Below are 25,109 nucleotides of genomic sequence, written 5' to 3' on the forward strand. Positions count from 1 at the left end.
AGAGCTAAGAATCAGCCATCGGATGGTTGCCAGCATCGCTACACGGCTGGCGCCTTCCTCACAGGATAACGTCATGTCGATTTTCGAAACGGGACTGGCGCCCTCGTCAGTCAACCATATCGCCCTCTCGCCACTGAGCTTCATCGAGCGTACGGCCTCTGTTTACGGTCAGTATCCGGCGGTGATCCACGGTGCTGTACGGCGCAACTGGCAACAAACCTATGAACGCTGCAGGCGCCTGGCCAGTGCGCTCAGCGGGCGGGGTATCGGCAAGGGCGATACGGTGGCGGTCATGCTGCCCAACATCCCGGCGATGCTCGAAGCGCACTTCGGTGTGCCGATGATCGGCGCGGTGCTCAATACCCTCAACATACGCCTGGATGCGCAGGCCATTGCCTTCATGCTGGATCACGGCGAGGCCAAGGTGTTGATCACCGACCGTGAGTTCCACGCGGTAATCCGAGAGGCCTTGAGCGGGCTTTCCCATCCGCCGCTGGTGGTCGATGTGAACGATCCGGAGTACGGCGAAGGCAGTGCCGTCAGCGCACTGGACTACGAAGCGTTCCTGGCTGAGGGCGACCCGCAGTTTGCCTGGCAATGGCCCGAGGACGAGTGGCAAGCCATCTCCCTCAACTACACGTCCGGCACCACCGGTAACCCAAAGGGCGTGATTTACCACCACCGTGGCGCCTACCTCAATTCCTTGGGTAATCAGATGACCTGGGCCATGGGCAACCACCCGGTGTACCTCTGGACGTTGCCGATGTTCCACTGCAATGGCTGGTGCTATCCGTGGACCGTCACCGCGTTGGCCGGGACTCATGTGTTCCTGCGTCGGGTCGACCCGCAAAAAATTCTCACACTGATTCACAAACATCGGGTCAGTCATCTGTGCGGTGCGCCCATCGTCCTCAATGCGCTGGTCAACCTGCCGGACTCGGCCAAGATCGTCATCGATCATCCGGTCAACGCCATGGTGGCGGGCGCGGCGCCACCGGCCAAGGTCATTGGTGAGGTGGAGGCAATGGGCATCAAGATTACCCACGTTTACGGGCTCACCGAAGTCTACGGTCCGGTAACCGTGTGCGCCTGGCATGAGCAATGGGATCAGCAGCCACTGGATGAGCGTGCGAAGATCAAGTCGCGCCAGGGCGTACGCTACCCGACGCTCGAAGGGCTGATGGTTGCCGATCCGCAAACACTGGAACCCGTGCCTTGTGATGGCAACAGCATGGGTGAGATTTTCATGCGCGGTAATACGGTAATGAAGGGCTATCTGAAAAACGCCGAAGCCACGGCCGAAGCCTTCAAGGGCGGCTGGTTCCATACCGGCGACCTGGCGGTTCGGCACCCCGACGGCTATGTCGAAATCAAGGATCGCCTCAAGGACATCATCATCTCGGGCGGCGAGAACATTTCCACCATCGAAGTCGAAGACGTCCTCTATCGCCACCCGGCGGTCCTGGAAGCGGCAGTGGTTGCGCGTCCGGATGACAAATGGGGCGAAACACCCTGCGCGTTTATCACGCTCAAAGTCGGGCATGAGGACACACGAGAGGACGACGTCATTCAGTTCTGCCGTGAGCATCTGGCGGGTTTCAAGCTACCCAAAACCGTGGTGTTCGGCGAGCTGCCGAAAACCTCGACGGGCAAGATCCAGAAGTATTTGCTGCGCGACTCGGCCAAGGCACTCTGACAAGAGCGCCACTTGGAAACACCTGCGTGGATCGTAGGTTGCACATAGGCGGGATGGGGATATGCCGGCTCGGTCCACAGGGTTCCACCGCGTGTTCGGAATATCCCGGTATCGTTCAGCCGCAATCAGGTGATGCCACTGGCGGACCTTGTTGTGGTCGAGCAGGGGATGTCGGTAGTTCGTGAAGTTCGTTGGACTGCGTAGCGTCAGGCGCGCCGGCGTCCTCTTGCATCAAGGTATCGCAGGCAAAAAAATCGGCGGGTCGGCACTTCTCAAGAGCAGCACCGTCAAGATGAAAGGCAGACGTTCTGAAAAAAGGCATCTGTTGCCTCCGGTGCAATCCTAATGGCGGGTTGATAAACAGGGGCGGGAAATCAAGATCTGGCTGACTACAGCCGGGCTACTTTCTGCGGTTCGCCGCCGCCCCAATACAGCCAGGTCCAGCCGTCACCATTGCGTTGAAAGACCCCGGTCGCCACATATTCGTGATAAACGCATTGAGCGATTCCCGGGTTGCCGTGTCGGTGATCATGGACGGCGACTGGTATCCAGTGAGGCTGTCGATCATAAATGCTCCTGATTGCTGGCGCGTTAGGTAGGGTGGTCTTCGGTTAACGATGCCTGTCCGTGCGGCAGCTAGTTTATACGCGGCGTATGTGTTCATACTATTTTGCATACGCTCCGCATGTCAAGTTGCATGCTCACTGTGCAACAGCCCGGCTTACGCCATCCGAAAGGTCGTGGGCAGGGAGGTTTACGAAGGTCTTCTGCGCTCAGCCAAGAGACTCAGGACATCGCTGGTCAGTTTTCTTCCAACACTGGCTCGTCGCCAGAGGATTCGATAAGTGCCTGGGCGCTGGCCATATTGGTTTCCAGTTCGTCCAAGGCTTCCTGATGTTCCTCTCCCCAGCGATAGAGCATTTCCACGGCTTCGGCGAAGGTTTTACCCAGGGGCGTGAGTTCGTATTCCACTTTGGGCGGCACGACGGTGTGAACGTGCCGCGTGACCAAGCCCCGGGCCTCCACGTCGCGCAACGTTTGCACCAGCATTTTCTTGGAAATACCGGGCAACGCCCTCTGTAATTGCCCGGTACGGCAACGTCCGCCCGGCCAGCGATCGAGCGCATGCAGCACGATACTGACCCACTTGACGGCGAAGAGCCCCATGACCCGGCGGGGTGCGCAGTTGGCGTCAAACACTAAATGAACATCATCGATTTTCGGCATTTTATGGTTACCAATTGGTATCTATGTCCCTTGATAGTACCTAATTTCCAATTAGGTACTATGCCTATAGAGTCCCCTATCGACCACGCACTTTAATTGAGAGGGACTTTTCATGCCTGCTGCCATTTGGGCTCTGGCCATTGCTACGTTCGGCATTGGTGTCACCGAGTTCGTCATTGTCGGTTTGCTACCCGGGATTGCGGCCGAGTTCGACCTTTCCATACCCGCTGCTGCCTATATGGCGACCAGCTATGCACTGGGGGTGTTTGTAGGGGCGCCGCTGCTGATCATTCTGGGCGCGAGGTTGCCTCAGAAAACCATGCTGGTGTCGCTCATGGGATTCTTCATCGTCGGCAATCTATTGACCGCGCTCGCGCCGACTTTTGCCTGGGCCTTGACCGGTCGAGTCGTCACTTCGCTGACACACGGCGCCTTCATCGGCATCGGCTCGATCCTCGCTTCAGAGTTGGTGGCACCTAACCGTCGCACCGGCGCCATTGCCTTCATGTTCAGCGGTTTGACGCTGGCGAATCTGATCGGCACGCCCGCCGGCACCTGGCTGGGGCAGATGGTGTCCTGGCGTGCAACCTTTCTGGCGATCACGGTGATCGGTGTCGTGGCGATGCTAGCCTTGGCATTGCTGGTGCCGAAGGGTAAGCCGCACCAGGCTCCCAGTCTGCGCCACGAGTTTTCAGCCTTCATCGACGTGCACGTTTTGCTGGCGATGGGCATTACCGTGCTCGGGCCCGCCGCGTTCTTCACAGCAATTACCTACATATCACCCATGATGACGGAGTTGACGGGCTACACCGACCACGGTGTAACCGGTGTCCTCTTTCTGTTTGGCCTGGGATTGTTCATCGGCAACTTGCTGGGCGGCAAACTGGCCGACCGCGCCTTGATGCCGTTGTTGTACGTGACCCTGGCGGGGCAGGCGCTGGTGCTGTTCGCGTTTTTCTTCGTCGTGGAAAGCCGCGTTGCGTCAGCCTTGTGTGTGTTCCTGATGGCCGGATTCGGCTTTGCCAGTGTGTCGCCGATTCAGCGTCTGGTGATGGACAAGGCGCGTGCCGCCGGGGCGCCCAACCTCGCAGCGTCCGTTAACATCGGGTTGTTCAATCTAGGCAACGCTATCGGCGCCTGGCTGGGCGGTTGGGTGATCGCCCAAGGCTTCGGTTATGCAGCGCCCAATTGGGTCGGCGGGATTCTGTCGACGTGTGCATTGCTGCTGGCGTTGGCTTCTGGCTGGCTCACCGTTGCTCATCTTGCCAAGCGCAAGGGAGCCCTTGCGCCTTCTGCGGGTTGAGCTAAAAAACAAGCGAACTTCAATATCTGCTCCTTGCGGAACATCGCCCGCCACTCATTGAGTGGCGCTTTTGTTACGCGTTTTTGTGGCTTCTCTTTTCGTGTGCTCAGGCACGCTCGACTTCGACTGCCGGCTCTTCTTCGGGGACGATAGGCCATGCATTGATAACCGATTGCAGGAACTGTTCGGCCAGTTCAGGTTTGTCCAGCGCTCTGGCAATCAGTATTGCCCCGGTGATGGATGACAGGATGCGCATCGATTCCTGGTATTTCGCCTCATGGCTTTCCCCCTCGACCAGATTCATCAGCGTTTCGATCAAACCCTCGACGCCCAGGGTGAAGGAACTGCTGACGGTCCCCCCCGTGCGAGCCACATCGGCGGCCAATGCGGGGATGGGGCAGCCCTCGGTCCAGTTGTCCACGTGCGCTTGTGTCAGGTAGCTCTTGATCAGTTGGGGAATGGATTTGGCGTTGCGCCAGTCCATGAGATTGGACTCGAATGTCCGGCTGACGGCCTCGGAGGCCAGTTGCTCCTTGCCGCCCGGAAACTGTCCGTAGAAGCCGCCATGGGTCAGGCCCACCGAACGCGACAGTTCCCCGATGCCGATGCCGCCGATACCTTTTTCCCGGTACAGCCGGGATGCAGCCTTGAGGATCGACTCTTTGTTCGCGGCGGCCTGGTCTTTCGTGACTTTCATGAGACTGCTCCTGTAGCCAGTTTGGCGACGCTAGGGAAAAGCTTCGCTGAGAGGCTGGTATTGATTATGATCGTCATATAAAGTTGCTGCAACGGCTTTGCCAGTATTGGCGCAAGTCTGGCGGATCCCGAGCCTGTGGCTCAAGTCGAAAATCTCTACGTGGACCGGACTCATGAATCGCAATGATCTGCGCAGTATCGATCTGAACCTGTTGGTGGTGTTCGAGGCGCTCATCCAGGAGCGCAATCTCACCCGCGCCGCCAAGCAACTATCCCTGGGCCAGCCTGCGGTCAGCGCGGCGCTGGTGCGATTGCGCAAGCTGTTCAACGACCCGTTGTTCGAGCGCATCGGTCGCAGGATGGTGCCCACCGAGCGGGCGTTGAATGCTGCGCAGGCATTGGGGCCGGCGCTGGATTCCGTTTGCACCGTGCTCACCAATACCAGGGTTTAAGCGGGTTCAATCCCTTTTTTTGCCCTCAAACATGACGACCATCATTAATGATGATAGCCAACTTCACTCCGTTCAATTCGTCGCGACCTCGCGCGACGCCGAGAATCCGGAAAATTCCTAACCCGTCTGGCGGACACACCCCCATGGAACAGTCACTCAAACCTTTGCGTTATCCCCTTGCTGCACTGGCGCTGGTGGTGCTTACCGCATGTGAACGCTCACCCAGCGCCGCCCAGGCACCGGGTGCGCCGCACGTCACCGTGGCCAAGGTGCTGGAGCAACCCATTACCGAATGGGACGAAGTCACCGCGCGCCTGGAAGCACCGGAAACCGTCGAGGTTCGCCCACGGGTAACCGGGCAGATAGACCGCGTAGCCTTTACTGACGGCGCGCTGGTGAAGAAGGGCGATTTGCTGTTCCAGATTGATCCACGTCCGTTCGAACACGAAGTGCACCGCATCGAGGCGCAGTTGCAACAGGCTCGCGCCACCCTTATCCGCACCGGCAACGAAGCGCAGCGCGGCCAGCGCTTGTTGAGCAGCAACGCGATCTCCGCCGAGCTGGCCGACACCCGTACCACCACCGCCCAGGAAGCCCGGGCCGGGGTCGATGCCATCCAGGCACAGTTGGACCTGGCGCGCCTGAACCTCAGTTTCACCCGCGTCACCGCGCCGATCAGCGGCCGGGTCAGCCGGGCGGAAATCACCGCTGGCAACATCGTGACCGCCGACACCACACCGCTGACCAGCGTGGTTTCCACCGACAAGGTCTACGCCTATTTCGACGCAGACGAACGCATGTTCCTCAAGTACAGCCAACTGTCCCGCCAGGGCCAGCGCGGTCAAGCGACGCCGGTGTACATGGGCCTGTCGAACGAGGAGGGCAACAGTCACCTCGGGCAGATGAACTTTGTCGACAACCAGGTCAACCCGAAAACCGGCACCATCCGTGGTCGTGCAGTGTTCGATAACGCCGACGGCCAGTACACCCCCGGCCTCTATGCGCGCCTGAAACTGGTGGGCAGCGCCGCCTATCCCGGCCTGCTGATTAAAGACGAAGCGGTGGGCACCGACCTCGGCAAAAAATTCGTGCTGGTGGTTGATCAGGACAACAAAGCCGTTTACCGCAGCGTCGATCTCGGACCGAAGCTTGAAGGCTTGCGCATCGTGCGCAGCGGCCTGCAAAAAGAAGATCGCATCGTCATCAACGGCTTGCAGCGCGTGCGTCCCGGCGCGGTGATCAGCCCTGAAGATGCGCCAATGGCCAGTCCTGAAATCGTGTCGATCCTGGCGCAAAAACGTCAGGCCATCGAAGCCGCCAATCAGCCGGATTCCGCCAAATCACCTGCCCTGGTGAAAGCGGAATCTGTCGCCGCACCCCGCGGATAAGGAGCCTCGACATGAAGTTTTCCCAGTTCTTTATCACGCGACCGATCTTCGCGGCGGTGCTGTCGCTGCTGATCCTGATTGCCGGCGCCATCTCGCTGTTCCAGTTACCGATCAGCGAATACCCGGAAGTCGTGCCGCCGACCGTCGTCGTTCACGCCAACTACCCCGGCGCCAACCCGAAAGTCATCGGTGAAACCGTCGCCGCGCCGTTGGAGCAAGCCATCACCGGCGTCGAGAACATGCTGTACATGTCCTCGCAATCCACGGCTGATGGCCGACTCACCCTGACTGTGACGTTCGCCCTCGGCACCGACCTGGACAACGCTCAGGTCCAGGTGCAGAACCGTGTGACCCGCACCGAACCCAAGCTGCCCGAGGAAGTGACGCGCATCGGCATCACCGTCGACAAGGCGTCTCCGGAGCTGACACTGCTGGTGCATCTGGTGTCCCCGGACAAGCGCTACGACATGCTCTACCTGTCGAACTACGCAATCCTCAACGTCAAGGATGAGCTCTCGCGCCTGGACGGTATCGGGGATGTGAAGATGTTCGGTATCGGCGATTACTCGCTGCGTATTTGGCTCGACCCGAACAAAACCGCTTCGCGCAATCTGACGGCGACCGATGTGGTCAACGCCGTACGCGAGCAGAACCGTCAGGTCGCGGCCGGGCAACTGGGTTCGCCGCCGGCACCGAATGCCACGAGCTTCCAGATGTCGATCAACTCCCAGGGGCGTTTGGTCAGCGAAGAAGAGTTCGAAAACGTCATCGTCCGCGCCGGCCCGAACGGCGAAATCACTCGCCTGAAAGACATTGCCCGGATCGAGCTGGGTTCCAACCAGTACGCCTTGCGCGCGTTGCTCAATAACGAGGAAGCGGTGGCGATGCCGATCTTCCAGCGCCCGGGCTCCAACGCCATCGACATCTCCAACCAGGTGCGGGCGAAGATGGCGGAGCTGAAGAAAAACTTCCCGGAAGGCATGGACTACGAAATCGTCTATGACCCGACGATCTTCGTGCGCAGCTCCATCGAAGCGGTGGTGCATACGCTGTTCGAAGCGCTGATCCTCGTTGTTTTGGTGGTGATCCTGTTCCTGCAAACCTGGCGCGCTTCGATCATTCCGTTGGTGGCGGTGCCGGTGTCGCTGATCGGTACGTTTGCCGTGATGCACCTGTTCGGGTTCTCGCTGAATGCGCTGTCGCTGTTCGGGCTGGTGCTGGCGATCGGGATTGTGGTCGACGATGCGATCGTGGTGGTGGAGAACGTCGAGCGCAACATCGAGTCGGGACTGGAGCCGGTCGAGGCGACCAAAAAAGCCATGGGCGAGGTGACCGGCCCGATCATCGCCACGGCACTGGTGTTGTGTGCGGTGTTCGTCCCTGCGGCGTTTATCTCGGGCTTGACCGGGCAGTTCTATAAACAGTTCGCCCTGACCATCGCCATTTCCACGGTGATCTCGGCGTTCAACTCCCTGACCTTGTCGCCAGCCTTGGCCGCCGTGTTGCTCAAGGCCCACGGCGCACCGAAAGACCGCTTCTCCAAAGTGCTGGATCGCTTGCTGGGTGGCTGGTTGTTCAAGCCGTTCAACCGCTTCTTCGACAAGGCCAGCCATGGCTACGTGATTGCCGTGGCCAAGGTCATTCGGGGCAGCAGCGTGGCGTTGCTGGTCTACGCCGGCCTTATCGCCATGACCTACATGGGCTTCAGCACCACGCCCACCGGTTTCGTGCCGACCCAGGACAAAAAGTACCTGGTGACCTTCGCGCAATTGCCGGACGCCGCCAGCCTGGATCGCACCGAAAACGTGATCCGGCGCATGAGCACCATCGCCATGAACGAGCCAGGTTTCGACAGTGCCGTAGCGTTCCCGGGCCTGTCGATCAACGGCTTCACCAACAGCCCGAACGCCGGCATCGCCTTCATCGGTTTGCGGCCGTTCGATGAGCGTAAAGACCCGAGCCTGTCCGCCGGGGCGATTTCCGCTTCGTTGAACGCCAAGTTCGGCGGCATTCAGGACGCCTACATCGCGGTGTTCCCGCCGCCGCCCGTCCAGGGTCTGGGCACCATCGGCGGTTTCCGCCTGCAGATCGAAGACCGGGGCAACCTGGGTTACGAAGAACTGTACAAAGAAACCATGAACATCATCGGCAAGAGCCGCAGTGTTCCGGAGTTGGCGAATCTGTTCACCAGTTACACGGTCAACGTGCCCCAGGTTGACGCCGCCATTGACCGGGAGAAAGCCAAGATCCACGGCGTGGCCATCAACGACATCTTCGACACGTTGCAGGTATACCTGGGCTCGCTGTATGCCAACGACTTCAACCGTTTCGGCCGGACTTATCAGGTCAACGTGCAGGCCGAGCAACAGTTCCGCCAGGAGCCGGAGCAGATCGGCCAACTGAAAGTACGCAACAACAAAGGCGAGATGATCCCGCTGGCGACGTTCGTCAAGATCAGCCCGACGTCGGGGCCTGACCGCGTCTCCCACTACAACGGCTTCGTCACCGCGGAAATCAACGGCAGCGCGGCACCGGGCTACAGCTCCGGCCAGGCCCAGGCAGCGATTGAAAAGCTGCTCAAGGAAGAGCTGCCCAATGGCATGACCTACGAATGGACCGACCTGACCTATCAACAGATTCTGTCCGGCAACACCGCGCTGCTGGTGTTCCCGCTCTGCGTGCTGTTGGCGTTCCTGGTCCTCGCGGCGCTGTACGAGAGCTGGAGCCTGCCGTTGGCGGTGATCCTGATCGTGCCGATGACCCTGCTGTCGGCGATTGCCGGGGTGATCATTTCCAAGGGTGACAACAACATCTTTACCCAGATTGGCCTGATCGTGCTGGTGGGCCTGGCGTGCAAGAACGCAATCCTGATTGTCGAGTTCGCCAAGGATAAACAGGAGCAGGGCATGTCGCCGCTGGATGCCGTCCTGGAAGCCTGCCGCATGCGGTTGCGGCCGATCCTGATGACGTCCTTCGCCTTCATCATGGGCGTGATCCCGTTGGTGACGTCCACCGGCGCCGGCTCGGAAATGCGTCGGGCGATGGGGGTGGCGGTGTTCTCCGGAATGCTCGGCGTGACGTTCTTTGGGTTGCTGCTGACGCCCGTGTTTTTCGTGTTGATTCGTCGCGCCATCGAGCGCAAAAACGCGCGCAAAGCGGCTCGCATTAACCCAACCCATTCGTTGAATTCGGAGGCCCACTGATGAACGCTTTCAAGCTGTTTTTACCCAGCCTTCTGGTCGCCGCACTGGCCGCTTGTACGGTTGGCCCCGACTACAAAACCCCTGACACCGCGCCGGCCACGGTCGTATCGGTCCAGGGCGGGCACTACGATCAATCGCGGTTTGAAACGGTGTGGTGGCAGCAGTTCGATGACCCGACGCTCAACCAATTGGTGAGCAAATCCCTGGAAGGCAACCGTGATCTGCGCGTCGCGTTTGCTCGCTGGAAAGCGGCCCGGGCGATTCGCGATGACGTCAGCAACGACAATCTGCCGGTGGTCACCAGCCGCGTCAGCAGCCAGCAGGGCAAAGGGCAAGTGCCCGGCCAGACCGAGAGCCGCGTGCATCAGGAACGCTACGACCTGGGCCTGGACATGGCCTGGGAAGTCGACTTGTTTGGGCGGATTCAGCGGCAACTGGAATCCAGCGATGCCCAGGAAGACGCCGCTGCGGCGGACTTGTATCAGCTTCGCGTGACCATGATTGCCGAACTGGTGGACGCCTATGGCCAACTTCGTGGCGCGCAACTGCGGGAAAAAATCGCCCTGGCCAACCTGAAGAATCAGCAGGATTCCCGCGCCGTGACGGTCAGCCTGCGGGATGCCGGCGTCGGCAATGAACTCGACGTGGTGCGGGCCGACGCACGGCTGGCGGCGGTCGAGGCCACGGTGCCGCAACTGCAAGCGGAGCAGGTGCGGCAGAAAAACCGCATCGCTACGCTGCTGGGCGAGCGCCCGAATACCATGAGCGTGTCGCTGAGTCCCGCCGAGTTGCCGGCTATCGCCAAAGCGCTGCCAATCGGTGATCCCGCCGAACTGCTGCGCCGGCGTCCCGATGTGCTGGCCGCCGAGCGCAGGCTGGCGTCCGCTACTGCGGATATCGGTGTGGCCACCGCCGACCTGTTCCCGAGAGTGAGTTTGAGCGGTTTCCTCGGTTTTACCGCCGGCCGTGGTTCGCAGATTGGCTCCAGCGCTGCCCGGGCCTGGAGTCTGGGCCCGAGCATTACCTGGGCGGCGTTTGACCTCGGCAGCGTGCGCGCACGTATCCGGGGTGCCGACGCCAAAGCCGAAGGCGCCCTGGCCACCTATGAGCAGCAGGTGCTGCTGGCGCTGGAAGAGTCCGAAAACGCGTTCAGCGACTACAACAAGCGCCAACAACGCCTGTTGTCGTTGATCAAGCAGAGTGAATCGAGCCGCGCCGCCGCCGACCTCGCGGCCATTCAGTACAAGGAAGGCACGGTGGATTATCTGGTGCTGCTGGACGCCCAGCGCGAGCGGCTCAATGCCGAAGATGCCCAGGCCTTGGGTGAAACCGATCAGTACCGGGGCATCGTCGCGATCTATAAAGCCTTGGGCGGTGGTTGGGACAGCAGCGGCGGCAAGGTCGCGGGGATCAATTGATCTCTCGCGCCAGCCTTAGCGCAGGCTCCACGACACCCCGACATACGCCGCCAGGCCTTCACCCGGGGTTGAGCGGGCGGCGTCCAGTCCCTTGTCGTCGTAGCCTGGGGTGACGGTGGCGGCGTAGTGCTTGCTGGTCAGGTTGCGCAGGTCCAGCCAGGTCTGCCAGTCGCCCTTGGGCTCGTTGTAGCCCAGGGTCGCGCCGAACAGGGCGTAAGGATCGGCGTCGTAGCTGTTGGCGTAATCCACCGCCACTTTGGAGACTAACTGCGTGTTGAACGCGGCGAAGAAACCCTGGGGCCAGTCGTAGCGCAGCTCGCCCTGGTAATAGTGCATCGGCAGGCCCGGCAGGCGGTTGTCGCCGAAGCGGTCGTCGTCGCGGTAGTGGAAGTCGCTGAAGGTGTAGCTCTGGCGCAGGCTCAACTGGCCGCCATCGTCCCGCGTCCACAGGTTGCTTTGCAGGCTGGCTTCCACGCCCTGGTGCACGGTGGGGCTGGCGTTGAGTTCGTAGGGCGTGGTGGCGTTGGCGTCCGGCAACACCGAGAGCAATTCGTGGCGCACCTGGGCGTAGTACCAGGCCAGGCTCCATTGTCCCAATGTGCTGTCGCCACGGCCGCCGAATTCCAGGGTGGTCGCGGTCTGGTTTTGCAGTTTGATCGGATCGCGCTGGGCGCCGGTGGCGGCGCCGCTGCCCGCCGGGAAGCGGATATTGGAGCTGTAGATCAGCGACCACGGGTGCGGCGCTTCGACCGAGCGGCTGAGGTTGCCGAACACTTGCAGGTCCGGCGTCACTTGGTAGCGCAGGCCCACACGCGGGGCATAGTCCCAGTCGTTCATGCTGGTCTTGCCGCCGTCTTGGGGGTAGGTCACGGCGCTTTCGCGACGGGTGTAGATCGCGGCGAGGCCGGTGGTCAGCCACAGGTCGTCGGCGATCTCCAGGTCATTGCCCACATGCAGGACCGTGTCCGACCCCTGATAGGTGAAGTTGCGCATATGCGTGCCCGGCGCGTAGCCGGCGGTGTTGCCGGTGGGGATGCGCACCAGTTCGCTGGCGCCGTCATTGGGCAAGTGCTTGGTCACGCGCAAACCCACGGTGCTGCGGCTTTCCAGGCCCCACAGCGTATCGCGGCGCTTGTAGTCGAACGTGCCGCTGACATCGGTGTACGCCACCTTCAAGCGGTTCGGCCCCTCGCGCAAATCCATCGGATAGTCGTGGTAAACGAGGCCGGTCTGAATGCTTGAATCGTCGTCGATGTAGTAGGTGGTCTTGTTGCCGAAGAAGGTACTGCCGGGCTGCTTGCGGCTGTCGTCCCGCGACACATAGGCCGGGTTGGCGGCCCGTGGATCATGCTCGATGGAGCGCTTCGTCACGCGGCCGGCGAGGTTGTTGTCCGTCTCGCGATAGCGGAAGTAGAAACGGGTTTCCAGGTTCGGGTTGAAGCGGTAACCGAAGTTGGCGATGACGCCCTGGCTTTCGCTGGCGGTGTGATCCTGATAGCCGTCGGCGTTCGAGTCGGTCATCGACACGTAATAATCGAAGTCGCCCAGTACCTGCCCGGAGCTGACCTGGCGCTGCTGATAACCATAACTGCCCATGGCGTAGCGTACCTGCAACTTCGGCGCGTTGTAGCCGGTGTGGCTGACGTAATCGATGGCCCCGCCCAAGGCCAAGGCTCCCCGGTCGAAACCATTGGCGCCGCGCAGCACTTCTACGTGATCGAGCCACAGCGGTTCCAGCAATTCATAAGGCGTGCCACCGGGGCCGCTCAGCGGCAGGCCGTCGAGCATCGTGTACAACCCCGAGGCATGGGCGCCGGGTGCGCGGTTGATGCCCGAGCCGCGAACCGAAATCTTCACCCCTTCATTCCCCGCCGACTGCGCGTAGACCCCTGGCTGATACGCCAGCACATCCTGATTGCTGGCCACGCGACCCTGCAACGGACGGCGCAGGTCAACCACATTGGTGCCGCCGGGAACCTGGGCCAACCGGGTCTTGGCGTCCTCCATCGACGCATCCTCGCCGCTCAATTCCTCGGCCCCGATCAGCACTTGCCCCAGCTCCAAGCCTTCGGCTTCGGCCATGGCTGGACAAACAAGGGCCAGGCCCAGCAACGCGGCAGGCAGGGATTTTGGCGAGGGCATTGAGAAAACTCCAGACGTGCAGGAACGGGCAGTGAAGAACTGCGACGTTAGGAAGTACGAAGGAAACACATGGCAATTTTTGTTTTTTTGACCGGGCAGCCGCGCCGGCCTACGTCAGCAAGTTTGAATGTTCATTCACGTCGTCCCGGGGTAACGGGTTTCCATCACGATCGACAACGCGTCCGGGCGCCAGAATTCCTGGTCGAACTCCACGGCCTGGTCTTCTTCGCCGAAGTTCAGGCGCTCCAGATAAACGCTGGTCGAGCCCGGGGACAGTTGCAGCAGTTCCGCTTGTTGCTCGTTGACCGTACCGATGTGCATCTCCAATTCACAGCGCGATTGCACCCGGGAAAAGCGCTCGCGCAACACCCGGGTCAAGGAGGTGTTCAAGTCAGCGTCGAGCAACCCCGGACACCAGCTCGCCAGCAGCGCGTTGAACTCCAGCAGCACCGGACGGCGATCGATCCAGCGCCGGCGCTGGAGGAAAAACACCGGTTCGTCTTCCGATGCCAGGCCCATGCGTTTGGCCAGCCAAACACCGGCAGGGCGCAGCTCGGCCTGCAAACATTCCGTGCGCGGGGTGCGGCCCTGGGCACTCACGTACTCCATGAAACCGCTGATGCGCGTGGGGTTGTAGCGGATGCGTCGGGGGCTGACGAACCAGCCGCGACGGTTTTCCCGATACACCAGGCCTTCGGCTTCCAGTTGTTGCAGCGCCTGGCGCAACGTAACCCGGGTGCAGCCGAAGCGTTCGATCATGTCCCGTTCGGAGGGAAATTTCTCATAGGCCTGGGGCGTGCCAGCGGCAATGTCGTTGGCAATCTGCTCGCGGATCCGCTGGTAGTGCGGTGAAAGAGGGTCGAAAGGCATGCTGTAGGGCGCCCGTTGGCGGATCGATGAGAGCGATGGCGCCGTGGACGCCATCGATAAGCTGCTAACACTAACGAATCGGCTCGCCCGCCGTCGAGCCACTGGCAAATGCGCTGGCATCGGCGTCCGGTTGTTGCTCCTGGCGCGCCAGATCCTGTTGCCAGGCCCGCAGACCATACACCGCCAACAGCACAAAACCGGCATACAGCGCGGCCGTCAGGCGCAGGTCCTTGAACAGGAACAGGCCCACGTACAGGCAATCGAGGACGATCCACAACCACCAACTGACCACGTATTTGCGTGCCGCCCAGACACTCGCCACCAGGCTGAAGGCTGTCAACGTGGCGTCGAACCACGGCACGGCGGCGTCGGTGAAGCGGTACATCAAACCGCCCAGCAGCCCGGCGCCGAGCAGGCCGGCGAGCAACCCGAGCAATCCTTCGCGCAAGGGCAACCGGGCCACCCGGACCTTGCCCTCGCTCAAGCCGCCCTGGCTCCAGCGCCACCAGCCGTAGCCTTGCAGCAGGGCGAAAATCCCCTGCAACAGCGTGTCGGAGTAGAGCTTGGCCTGGAAAAAGATCCAGGCATACAGCAACACCGCCAGCACACTGACCGGCCAGCACCAGCGGATGCGCCGGGCGGTCAGCCAGACGCCGAGGATGTTGATCAGCACGGCAATGATTTCAAGATCGGACATAACGTGTTCCTCAACTGAAACGATAAGGGGAGCTATCAGAAATTGATCGAGGCACTCAACCGCGCCGTCAGTGGCGCGCCCTGGAACAGGTAGCCATCGCCCAGGTATTCACCGGCGTCACGCCAGTAACGTTTGTCGAACAGGTTGTCGACGGTCAGGCGAAACACCGTGTCGTAGCCGTCGATGCGGGTGCTGTAGCGGCTACCGACATTGAAAATGGCGTAGGCGCCGGTCTGCACCTCGCCCTGACGGTTGGCGTATTTGCTGCCGCTGTACTGCACGCCACCGAGCAGGGCCAGGCCGTCGAACCAGGGCAGGGCGTAGTCGCCGGAGAGACTGGCGCGCAGGGTCGGCACATTGATCGCCTGATGACCTTCATAGGCTGGGGTGCCGCTGTCGCTGACCCTGGCCCGGATCGCCGCGACGCTGGCGGAAATCTGCAAACGCTCACTGACCCAACCATTGGCCGACAGCTCCAGCCCGGTGTTTTTCTGTTCGCCCTGTTGGGTAAACGTGAAGGTGCCATCCTCATTTGGCCGTGAATACTGGTACGCCTGGCGGATCTGGAACAGCGCAGCGGCGAGGCTGATGCGTTGCCAGTCGTACTTGATGCCGGCCTCGATCTGCCGCGACACGGTGGGCGCGAGGATTTCAAAGGCGTTGGTGGTGAACCACGCCGCTTCGCCGCCCAGGGACAGGCCCTTGCTGTAGCGGGTGTACAACGAAAGGTTCTGCACCGGTTTGTAGATCAGCGCTGCCTGGGGCAGGAACACATAGCGCTGGGTGTGGCGGGTGGTGTCGCCCTGGCTGTCGAAAGTCTCTTCATCCAGACGCACTTCGCGCCCGCCGAGCACGGTTTGCCACTGCTCGTTGAAGCTGATGCGGTCATTGAAGAACAGCCCGTATTGGCGGCTGTCCAGGCGTCGGTAAGAGTCGTTGAGTGGCCCGTCGTAGCGCGGGAAATCGGCGGGTTCGCTGTCGATATTGGCGCTGCCGATCATCACGTTGATGGGTTCCCGTTGATCCACCACGCGGCGGAACGCGCTGGTCCCCACGGTGAGTTCATGCCCCAGGCTGCCGGTGTTGAAGTTGCCGCTGAGTGTGGCCTGCACCTCGTCATTGCGGCGGGTATCGTCCGGGCTGCGGAAGTCGTAAATGTCGTAGTCGCCTTCCGGGCTGAAATAGTTCGGCACGGCGGCGCCGGCGCAACTGGCCGAGCCGTAGCAACCCCAGGCGAACGAGCTGTAGTCATCGATCACCACACGGCTGCGGGAAGCGCTGAGGTTGCCTTTCCAGGTGTCGCTGAAACGGTATTCGAAATTGCCGTTGAGGTTCAGGGCGTCGTTGGTGACGGGTTTCGAACCGCTCTGGTGGGCCAACAATTGTTTCGGCGAAGCATGGTGCGGCAGGCTGGTGCCGCCGAGCAATTGGTAACCCGGCGCCGAACGCTGCTCCTTGGTCTGGTACTCGACATCCAGTTGCAGCAGGGCATCGGGGCTGATGTTCCAATCGAATGCCAGGGAGGCGAAATCCCGTTGGCCGTTGGTGTGTTCGACATAGGAATGCAAATCTTCATGGGCGACGTTGGCGCGCAGACCGAATTGCTGCTCGCTGCCGAAGAATCCCCCCACGTCCGTGGCCAGGTAACCGCTGCCGCGATCATCCGTGGAAACCGTGACCGAACGCACATTGGCCGGGCGCTTGGTCACGTAGTTGACCAGTCCGCCAGGCTCGCTGACGCCGCTCTGCAAACCGGAAAGGCCCTTGAGCAATTCCACCTGCTGCTTGTTTTCCAGGCCGACATTCTGCTCGCCGGTGATGGTACGGCCATTAATCTTGTAGCTGCTGGCGGAGTTCAACGAGAAGCCGCGCACGACGAAGTTTTCGTAGTAGCCGACCGGCGCGTAGCTTTCACCCACCGAGGCGTCGTTCTTCAGCACTTCGCTGAGCAGGCGCGCCTGCTGATCCTTGATCAAGGCGTCGCTGATCACCGAAATCGATGCCGGTGTGTCGAGCAACGGCGCGGCGTCAAAACCGCCCACCGAAGCGCTGCTGACTTGATAGCCCGAGGTGTCTTCGCCGGTCACGGTCACCGCCGGCAGTTCGGTATCGGCGGCCTGCGCCGTATGCACGGTATTGGCCAGCAGCAAGCCCAGGGTCAGAAGATTGAGCGTGAACCGTGGGGCGGGCGCTCCCTGGCGGGGCGTCCGGTAAAGCATATCCATGAATACTCCTCGACGATTGCGATCCCGGGCCAGGCGGACCCCGGGCACAGGGACCCAGGCGCGCTCCGGGAAAGAGCCGTGCTGTTAAGACAGGAAAAAGCGATGTGTGCCCTGAGGGCGTCAGGCCGGAGTTGCTCCGGTGGTCATTGGCAAGTTCGAATCCGCGGCCCACTCTTGAAGCGAGCCATCATACAAGAGGATGGTGTTCCGTCCGACCACTGTCAGCGCCAGGGCCACCGCAGCGGCCGAAATGCCGCCGCCGCAATAGAGCACCAGCGGATCTTGCGTAGTGATCAATTCAACACCCAACTGTTGCTCGAGTTGCTCCTTGGGCAGGTAGCGACCCTGGGCGTCCAGCAGGTTGCGCGCCGGCAGATTGAGGCTGCCGGGAATGTGCCCGCGTCGGGTGTAGCGGCTCGGGGCAGCGCCGCTGAACAACGCCTCGGACAAGGCGCAAATCAGCACTCCCGGACGCTCGCCAGCCAGCACCGCCTGCACGCCTTGACGATCAACCCAGAATCCCGGACGTTGCTGCAACGTCAGTTCGGCTGCAGGCAAGGGTATCTCTTCGCCCTGACCCAGAGGCAGACCCGCCGCTCGCCAGGCATTGAAACCGCCATCCAGCACCTGCGCCTCAAGCCCGACGCTGCGCAGCATCCACCACAGTCGCGCAGCCCAAAAGCCATCGGCACGGTCATAAATCACCACAGGACTGTCGGCACCGATGCCCAGCCGGGCCAAGGCGTTGGCGAGCCGGTCGGCCCGGGGCAGGGCAAAGCTGAGCGACGCCTGAGGGTCGGCCAGATCCTCCAGCAGATCGGCATGCAGCGCACCGGGGATGTGATGGTGCAACCAGCCTTCACGGCCACTGGTTGCGCGATAGTCCTGATCGAAACGCGGTGCCGGCAACTCGACACTGGCATCGACGATTCTCAGGTCGGGATCGCCCAGGCGATGGGCCAACGCCTGCGGGCTGATCAGTATCGAGGTCATGACCCGGCACTCCGCTTCAGGTGGTCGATTAAGCGCTCGCCCTGGACTGTAGAAAACCAACGCGTATGCCCGAGCAAGTAAGCGTGGTACGCCACATCGGCACTGGCGACTGAACCCACGACTCCCTGGAAATAGGCGATTTCGGACAGGGCAAAATCCACGTGGACCAAGGGCAGCAGGGCCGCCAGTGTCAGCAGATCAGCCGAGGACAAAGGTTTGACGCTGGCATAGCCCTCCAGCAAGGCGTCGATGTCATCCAGCGCCGGCGGGGCACTGCCGCCGCTGTCCAGTTCCAGCCAGGGAATGCCGTTGCGCTCGATGGCGGTGGCCAGGTCGAAGAGGGCGAAGGTGCGGTCTGCCAGACCGAAGTCCAGCACGCAACTGACCTGCGCGTCGTCGGCGGTTGAATCCCAGAGCAGGTTGGAGCCGTGCCAGTCGTTATGGGTCCACAAGTCGGGCTGCCGAGCCAGAAGTGGCTGTAATTGCCGCTGCCACGGCAGCAGCAATGGCAGCCATTCTTCGCGCCAGTCGTGCTGGTTGAAGTAGTCGGTCAGCGCCGGGTCCCGCTCGATGGCCGTTTGCAGACTGGCACCGAGGTCCTGTCCGGAGCAAAACTTGAAGTTCGCCACCAGCACCGGGGTCTGGCGCGGGGCGGCCTGATAGTCCTCGGCGGCGAGGTGCAATCGGGCCAGGGACGCACCGGCGGACCAAGCCTGCTGCTGACTGAAAAATGGCGTCCAGGATAGAGCATCGCGATACAGGTCCTGGCCTTCGGCCAAGGCATGCACCTCGTACGTCCATTCACCCAAGGCCACCGCCGTTGCGCCGTTACGGTCGGCCAGCACCTGGCTCACCGGCATACCACGCTGACGCAAATGCGCCATGAACCGATGTTCCTCGCTCAGCCACGCGGGTGTCCGGACGCGCTGATGGTGGCGTTTGATAAACAGCGTGGCGGCATCGGTCTGCACCAGGCTGGCCGCCGAAAAGGGCCGCGGGCTATGCCAGTCGAGGCTCAGCGGCGCCCCGAGTTGCGGGTAGCCGAGCAACAGTTGTTCGACGTCGCGGGTTTGCAGGGCCGGCCAGTCGGCAGCCACCGGATCGAGGCTCAGGCCGTGGGACTTCAGGGCGTTGAGTGCCGCCATCAGACTGTCTCCGGCAGGTATGCATTGCTGGTTGCCTGACGCCAGGCTTGGGCATCGTCGAGCACGCCGTTGTCCTGCAACCACTGAGCATAAGGTTCGAGCAATTCATCCCGTTGCCGGCCCCAGGCGCCTTCGTGCAACCAGGTGGGCGCGATGCTTTGCAGCGACGCGGCCAGCAGTTCCCGAGGGAAATAGGGGGTGGCCGTTTCATAGGCTTGCAGGGCGCTGGCGGGATCGGCCGCAGCCGCCAGGTAACCCCGGGCAGTGGCGGCGAGGAAGGCGCGGGTCAGTTCGGGTTGGGTTTCCAGGGTTCGCTCATGGGCGCCCAGCAGGTAGCTGTGATAGGCCGGCGCCCCCAGGTCATCGACCGGCCAGACGACGCGCCGCTCGGCTTCCACCGGGCTGGACATCAGCGCTTCCCAGGCCCAGTAGCCACCAAAACTGGCATCGGCGATGCCGGCGGCCAGTTGCTCGGGACGCAATTCACGGGTGCCGCTGTCTACCAGAATCAGCGCATCGGGATCGCCGCCATCGACCCGCACCAGATGCCGGACCATGGCCAGGCCACGCGGGGTGGGGTTGAGCGCCAGGCGCCGGCCCGCCAGATCCCGTGGTCGCTGTATGCCTGAGTCAGTAAGCGTCTGGATCGATTCCAGCCCCCGATGGTTGATCGCCGCCACCCCTCGAAGCGGTTGCCCCAGGGCCCGACGGACCAGCAAGCGGTTGCTGGGGAAAACGCCGAAATCCACGGCGCCGGCCAACAGGTGATCGAGGGTGTCACCGCGCCATGGGTCGTGCACCACCAACTCGACATCCAGCCCGGCCTCTTCGTACCAGCCCCGTTCGCGAGCCAGATACAAACCCGCCGAATTCGGCCAGGGGTGAAAGTACTCCAGCATTACCCTTACAGAAACCATCGCTATCGACTCCAGCCCGACGCCCCGTGATGACGCCAGGCACTGTGTTTGATTGCGGCGATTTATAAGGGAGCAATCTGGTCTATACCAATATCGTTTTTCACTATGGATATACCTGGAACACGCGGTGCGAAGGCTGCTATTGCAGAGGAGGGCTGGTTTTGTTCGTGGGTTTTATATGCATGGATAGAATATTAAAGTTGTTCGTAATCATTGTTTTTAATAATTAGGATAGATCAACAAAGCATTTCACAAGCGTTTTTCCAGCGCATAAGGTCGTGGTTCAAAGGCCAGCCGTGCTGCCATCTCCGGGGGAATATCCAGATGTCCACTTCACCACGACAACTCAAATTCGGCGCGATTCTGACCGGCGTCGGTACGGCCCAGAATGAATGGCTGCACCCGGAAATTCCCGGTGATGCGAGCGTCGATATCGACTGGTATCGCCAGCAGGCGCAACAGGCCGAAGCGGCGAAGTTTGATCTGATTTTCATCGTCGACAGCCCCTACATCACCCCGGAATCGGCCCCGCATTATCTCAACCGCCTGGAACCCCTGACGCTGTTGTCCGCCGTCGCGGGGGCGACGTCGAAGATCGGTCTGGTCGCCACGCTGACGACGTCCTATACCGAACCGTTCAACGTGGCCCGGCAGTTCGCCTCGCTGGACCTGATCAGCGGTGGCCGGGCGGGCTGGAACGTGGTGACTACCGGGCTTGAGGGTGCCGCCGGCAACTTCGGGCGCGAGCAACACATTGATCACACCGAGCGCTATCGCCGGGCCGGCGAACACCTGCAAGTGGTGCAAGGGTTGTGGGATTCCTACGAAGACGACGCCTTTGTGCGGGACAAGCAGAGCGGGGTGTTTCTCGACCCCCAACGCCAGCATCGCCTCGATCACCAGGGCGAGTTCTTTTCGGTCACCGGACCGCTGAACATTGCGCGTTCGCCCCAAGGTCAACCGGTGATTTTCCAGGCCGGGATTTCCGAATCCGGGCGTAATCTGGCAGCCCACTTTGCCGAAGGCATCTTCGCCGGCGTGGATAATTTCGACGATGCCCGCGCCTACTACGCCGACATCAAACAACGTACCGCCGCCGCCGGGCGCAACCCCGATCACGTCACCATCCTGCCGGGCATCGCGCCAATCATTGCCGACACTGACGAAGAGGCCCAGGCCATTGATCGCGAGCGCAACGGCGAGCTGGATCTGCACAAAGCCCTGGTGCACCTGGGGCGGCCGTTCAACTATCACGACTTTACCCAGTACCCGCTCGACGAACCCTTCCCGGATCTGGGCGACCTGGGCAGCAATGGTTATCGCGGGCATGCCGAACACATCAAGCACGTCGCCCGTGATCAAGGGTTGACCCTGCGCCAGGCAGCCCTGCGTTTCGCTGCGCCGTTTTCCAATTTTGTCGGCTCGCCAAAAACCGTCGCCGACGAGATCGAGCGTTGGTTTGTCGAAGGGGCGGTCGATGGTTTCAACATCCGCGTCGGTGCGCCGGGGGAGTTTGCGCGCTTCACCAACGAAGTCCTGCCGCTGCTGCGCGAGCGCGGCCTGTTCCGCAGCGAATACAGCCACAGTACGTTGCGCGGTCACCTGGGCTTGCCGGTGCCGGTCAACCGCTACAGCGCGGCGCGGTCATTAAAAGCAACGACTGCGGCACCGGACTCTGCGGGTGTTGCGGCTCTTGCAGGCTGACCAGTTGAAAACCCGCCATGTCCAGGGCATTGAGCCAACTGGACAAGGTGCGGAAATACCAGGGCATGGGCTGCCATTGGCCCTTGAACCCGGCGAAGGTCTCTTCGCGCCAGCCATCCTGATAATCGCCCGCCGCCGCAGTCCACGGATGCAAGGTTTGGATAACCAGCGCTCCGCCAGGGGCGAGCAGGGCGTTCATCGCGGCGAGCAGCGGGATGATGTCCTGATGCAGCAGGGCGAAATTGGCGCAGATCAGGTCGTAGCCGCTGCCGATGTCGACCTGCGTCTCGACCAGCGCTTCGTAACTCGCGACATGCACCGCTGAAGAACCCGCCGCCCGCGCTGCTTCCACCAGTGAGGCATCGCCATCCACGCCGACGACGTTGATGCCCCGGTCGGCCAGCGCCCGTAACAACCAACCTTCGCCACAGCCGAGGTCGAGCACACGTTCGGGCTGGCGACTGAGCACCGCCAGCAAAATCGCCTGATCGGTGACCTGCTGACGGCTTTCGATGCTGGCGCTGCGGATCGCTTCGATCCAGGCAGCAGCGTTGTGGTGCCAACTTTGCAGGAGGCTCGATTCGGAGGCGGGCATTTGGAGCTCCGGGGTTGCGGGTTAGTCAGCCCAGTATGGCAGAGGCGTTTTTATCTCATGCGCCGCGCTCGACCATGGCGCGCCATTGCTGGACGCTCCTGCCGACATAACGGGCCTGCCTGCCCGATCCAATGCAACGAATGCCACTTCAAGCCCTCATATGAAAACGAGCGGTGCGGTCGGTGCAAGTAGCCGGGATCGATGAATTCAGGGCAACAGGTGATTGATTTATGACGATGGCTGAAAAAAATCATGTGGATTGGCTGGTTGAACAATCGATGCTGCACGCGGCACGGCAGCGGGCCAAGCTCTACTCGGGGCAGGGGAGATTGTGGCAGCAGCCTTTTGCACACACTCGGCCCCGTGATGCCTCGGCCCTGGCGTCGGTGTGGTTCACCGCGTATCCCGCGTCCATTGTCACCCGGGAAAACGGCACGGTGCTGGAAGCCCTGGGGGACGAAACCCTGTGGCACGCCTTATCGAGAATCGGCATCCAGGGCATTCACAACGGCCCGCTGAAAAGATCCGGGGGCCTGTCGGGCACGAAGCACACGCCGACCATTGACGGCAATTTCGACCGCATCAGCTTCGAGATCGATCCGCAACTGGGCACCGAAGCGCAACTTCAGGCCTTGGTGCGCATGGCCGCCGCGCACAACGCGGTGATCATCGACGACGTGATCCCGTCGCACACCGGCAAGGGCGCGGATTTTCGCCTGGCCGAGATGGCCTACGAGGACTATCCCGGCCTCTACCACATGGTGGAAATCCGCGAGGAAGACTGGCCACTGCTACCCGACGTGGCCGAGGGCCGCGACGCACAGAACCTCAGCCCAGCGCAGGTCGACATCCTGCGTGACAAACACTACATCGTCGGCCAGTTGCAACGGGTGATCTTCTTCGAACCCGGTATCAAGGAAACCGACTGGAGCGCGACGCCGATTGTGATGGGGGTCGACGGCAAGCCACGGCGCTGGGTGTACCTGCATTACTTCAAGGAAGGGCAGCCGTCGTTGAACTGGCTGGACCCGACCTTCGCCGCACAGCAGATGATCATCGGTGATGCCCTGCATGCCATCGACGTCATGGGCGCGAAGATCCTGCGCCTGGACGCCAACGGATTCCTTGGCGTGGAGCGCAAGCTCGATGGCACCGCGTGGTCGGAAAGTCATCCGCTGTCGATCACCGGCAACCAGTTGCTGGCCGGCGCGATTCGCAAGGCCGGTGGCTTCAGTTTCCAGGAGCTCAACCTGACCGTCGACGACATTGCCGCCATGTCCCACGGCGGCGCCGACCTCTCTTATGACTTCATCACCCGTCCCGCCTACCAGCACGCCTTGCTGATGGGCGACACCGAATTCCTGCGCCTGATGCTGCGCCAGATGCACAACCTCGGCATTGATCCGGGCTCGCTGATTCACGCCCTGCAGAACCACGACGAATTGACCCTGGAGCTGGTGCATTTCTGGACCCTGCACGCCCACGACACCTTCCTCTACCAGGGCCAGACCTTCCCCGGCAACATCCTGCGTGAGCACATTCGCGAGCAGATGTACGAACGCCTGGCCGGGGAGCACGCGCCCTATAACCTGAAATTCGTCACCAACGGTGTGTCCTGCACCACCGCGAGCATCATCACGGCGGCCCTGGGGATTCGCGACCTCGAGGCGATCACCCCGGCGGATATCCAGCAGATCCGGCAGATTCATTTACTGTTGGTGATGTACAACGCCATGCAGCCCGGCGTTTTTGCGTTGTCCGGGTGGGACCTGGTGGGCGCGTTGCCATTGCCCGCTGAGCAGGTCGAGCATTTGATGGGCGATGGCGACACACGCTGGATTCATCGTGGCGCCTACGATCTGGTGGATCTCAACCCGGATGCGTTGCTGTCGGAAGGCCAGATGCCGCGTCCGAAAACCCTGTACGGCAGCTTGCCCAGCCAATTGAAAGACCCGGACTCGTTCGCCTCGCAACTGAAGAGAATCCTGGCGGCGCGCCGCGCCTACGATATCGCCGCCAGTCGCCAGATCCTGGTGCCGGACGTCGAGCATCCGGGGCTGCTGATCATGGTCCACGAATTGCCGGCCGGCAAAGGCACGCAAATCACCGCGCTGAACTTCGGCTCGACCCCCATCACCGAAACCCTGCACCTGCCCAACATCGCGCCGGGGCCGGTGGTCGACATCATCAATGAGCGGGTGGAAGGTGATCTCACGCCCGAGGGCGAGTTCACCATTACCCTGGATGCCTATGAAGGGTTGGCGCTGCGGGTGGTGAGCAGTTCGCCGATGATCTAGGGCTTTGGCCGGGTCAGCGAGGTGGCCAATGGCTTGGCGACCTCGACGGGGTGGGTGGAGGTCGATTTTTTCCATTGTGTCTACTAGAGCAAGCACCATGCCATGCGCTCGGCCCGTTCGAAATCGCTGCGTTATTGAAGC

18 protein-coding genes are annotated in these 25,109 nt (G+C 61.6%); 8 read left to right on the plus strand and 10 right to left on the minus strand.

Annotated elements, in window-relative coordinates; all coding sequences use genetic code 11:
* The first annotated feature begins 73 nt into the window (after positions 1–73).
* Positions 74–1,696, plus strand: coding sequence for an acyl-CoA synthetase (locus BK665_RS18195; RefSeq protein WP_123407849.1), 1,623 nt, complete (start codon positions 74–76; stop codon positions 1,694–1,696).
* Positions 1,697–2,497: 801 nt separating this feature from the next.
* Here the strand turns inward: BK665_RS18195 and BK665_RS18200 are convergent.
* Positions 2,498–2,923, minus strand: a complete 426-nt coding sequence (locus BK665_RS18200) for a winged helix-turn-helix transcriptional regulator (protein WP_123407851.1) — start codon at positions 2,921–2,923, stop codon at positions 2,498–2,500.
* 112 nt (positions 2,924–3,035) lie between these two features.
* On the opposite strand from BK665_RS18200, the gene BK665_RS18205 reads away from it, so the two are divergent.
* Positions 3,036–4,226 (plus strand): MFS transporter, encoded by a 1,191-nt coding sequence (locus BK665_RS18205; RefSeq protein ID WP_123407853.1) that lies wholly within the window; start codon positions 3,036–3,038, stop codon positions 4,224–4,226.
* A gap of 106 nt (positions 4,227–4,332) precedes the next feature.
* On the opposite strand, the gene BK665_RS18210 is transcribed toward BK665_RS18205, so the two are convergent.
* Positions 4,333–4,923 carry a TetR family transcriptional regulator gene (locus BK665_RS18210; RefSeq protein ID WP_123407855.1) on the minus strand — a complete coding sequence of 197 codons (591 nt, stop codon included), beginning with the start codon at positions 4,921–4,923 and terminating at the stop codon, positions 4,333–4,335.
* A gap of 172 nt (positions 4,924–5,095) precedes the next feature.
* Between BK665_RS18210 and BK665_RS18215 the strand changes: the two genes are divergently transcribed.
* The 4 genes from BK665_RS18215 (at position 5,096) to BK665_RS18230 (ending at position 11,383) form a co-directional block, all read left to right on the plus strand.
* Complete coding sequence (locus tag BK665_RS18215; RefSeq protein WP_123407857.1) at positions 5,096–5,374, plus strand: LysR family transcriptional regulator; 279 nt, start codon at positions 5,096–5,098, stop codon at positions 5,372–5,374.
* A 143-nt stretch (positions 5,375–5,517) separates the two neighbouring features.
* Positions 5,518–6,762 carry a multidrug efflux RND transporter periplasmic adaptor subunit MexE gene (gene mexE / locus BK665_RS18220; RefSeq protein ID WP_123407859.1) on the plus strand — a complete coding sequence of 415 codons (1,245 nt, stop codon included), beginning with the start codon at positions 5,518–5,520 and terminating at the stop codon, positions 6,760–6,762.
* Between the two features lie 11 nt (positions 6,763–6,773).
* Complete coding sequence (locus tag BK665_RS18225; RefSeq protein WP_123407861.1) at positions 6,774–9,965, plus strand: efflux RND transporter permease subunit; 3,192 nt, start codon at positions 6,774–6,776, stop codon at positions 9,963–9,965.
* Positions 9,965–11,383, plus strand: a complete 1,419-nt coding sequence (locus tag BK665_RS18230) for an efflux transporter outer membrane subunit (RefSeq protein WP_123407863.1) — start codon at positions 9,965–9,967, stop codon at positions 11,381–11,383. Before BK665_RS18225 ends, BK665_RS18230 begins: the two co-directional genes overlap by 1 nt.
* A 15-nt stretch (positions 11,384–11,398) precedes the next feature.
* Here the strand turns inward: BK665_RS18230 and BK665_RS18235 are convergent, their stop codons facing one another.
* The 7 genes from BK665_RS18235 to BK665_RS18265 form a co-directional block, all read right to left on the minus strand.
* Positions 11,399–13,525, minus strand: a complete 2,127-nt coding sequence (locus tag BK665_RS18235) for a TonB-dependent receptor family protein (protein ID WP_123407865.1) — start codon at positions 13,523–13,525, stop codon at positions 11,399–11,401.
* A 135-nt stretch (positions 13,526–13,660) separates the two neighbouring features.
* Positions 13,661–14,395, minus strand: a complete 735-nt coding sequence (locus BK665_RS18240) for a UTRA domain-containing protein (protein WP_123407867.1) — start codon at positions 14,393–14,395, stop codon at positions 13,661–13,663.
* A 70-nt stretch (positions 14,396–14,465) separates the two neighbouring features.
* The gene (gene pnuC / locus BK665_RS18245) at positions 14,466–15,092 is read right to left on the minus strand and encodes a nicotinamide riboside transporter PnuC (protein WP_123407869.1); all 627 of its coding nucleotides are present in this window, start codon (positions 15,090–15,092) and stop codon (positions 14,466–14,468) included.
* A 35-nt stretch (positions 15,093–15,127) separates the two neighbouring features.
* A complete protein-coding gene (locus tag BK665_RS18250; protein ID WP_123407871.1) occupies positions 15,128–17,317 on the minus strand; it encodes a TonB-dependent siderophore receptor in 2,190 nt (729 codons plus the stop codon).
* A 120-nt stretch (positions 17,318–17,437) separates the two neighbouring features.
* On the minus strand, positions 17,438–18,310 hold the full coding sequence (locus BK665_RS18255) for a sulfurtransferase (RefSeq protein ID WP_123407873.1): 873 nt from the start codon (positions 18,308–18,310) through the stop codon (positions 17,438–17,440).
* Positions 18,307–19,455: a phosphotransferase enzyme family protein gene (locus tag BK665_RS18260; RefSeq protein ID WP_123407874.1), complete on the minus strand. Its 1,149-nt coding sequence runs from the start codon at positions 19,453–19,455 to the stop codon at positions 18,307–18,309. The genes BK665_RS18255 and BK665_RS18260 overlap by 4 nt, the downstream gene beginning before the upstream one ends.
* Complete coding sequence (locus BK665_RS18265) at positions 19,455–20,372, minus strand: ABC transporter substrate-binding protein (protein WP_123407876.1); 918 nt, start codon at positions 20,370–20,372, stop codon at positions 19,455–19,457. The genes BK665_RS18260 and BK665_RS18265 overlap by 1 nt, the downstream gene beginning before the upstream one ends.
* A gap of 324 nt (positions 20,373–20,696) precedes the next feature.
* Here BK665_RS18265 and BK665_RS18270 point away from each other — a divergent pair, with 324 nt between their 5' ends.
* Positions 20,697–22,076 carry an LLM class flavin-dependent oxidoreductase gene (locus BK665_RS18270; RefSeq protein ID WP_123407878.1) on the plus strand — a complete coding sequence of 460 codons (1,380 nt, stop codon included), beginning with the start codon at positions 20,697–20,699 and terminating at the stop codon, positions 22,074–22,076.
* Here BK665_RS18270 and BK665_RS18275 read toward each other — a convergent pair.
* Positions 21,994–22,671, minus strand: a complete 678-nt coding sequence (locus BK665_RS18275) for a class I SAM-dependent methyltransferase (RefSeq protein WP_123407880.1) — start codon at positions 22,669–22,671, stop codon at positions 21,994–21,996. The genes BK665_RS18270 and BK665_RS18275 overlap by 83 nt on opposite strands.
* 230 nt (positions 22,672–22,901) lie before the next feature.
* On the opposite strand from BK665_RS18275, the gene treS reads away from it, so the two are divergent.
* Complete coding sequence (gene treS / locus BK665_RS18280) at positions 22,902–24,968, plus strand: maltose alpha-D-glucosyltransferase (RefSeq protein WP_123407882.1); 2,067 nt, start codon at positions 22,902–22,904, stop codon at positions 24,966–24,968.
* The last annotated feature ends 141 nt before the right edge of the window (positions 24,969–25,109 follow it).

It is taken from the genome of Pseudomonas frederiksbergensis (assembly GCF_003732665.1).
Classification (GTDB): Bacteria; Pseudomonadota; Gammaproteobacteria; order Pseudomonadales; family Pseudomonadaceae; genus Aquipseudomonas; species Aquipseudomonas frederiksbergensis_G.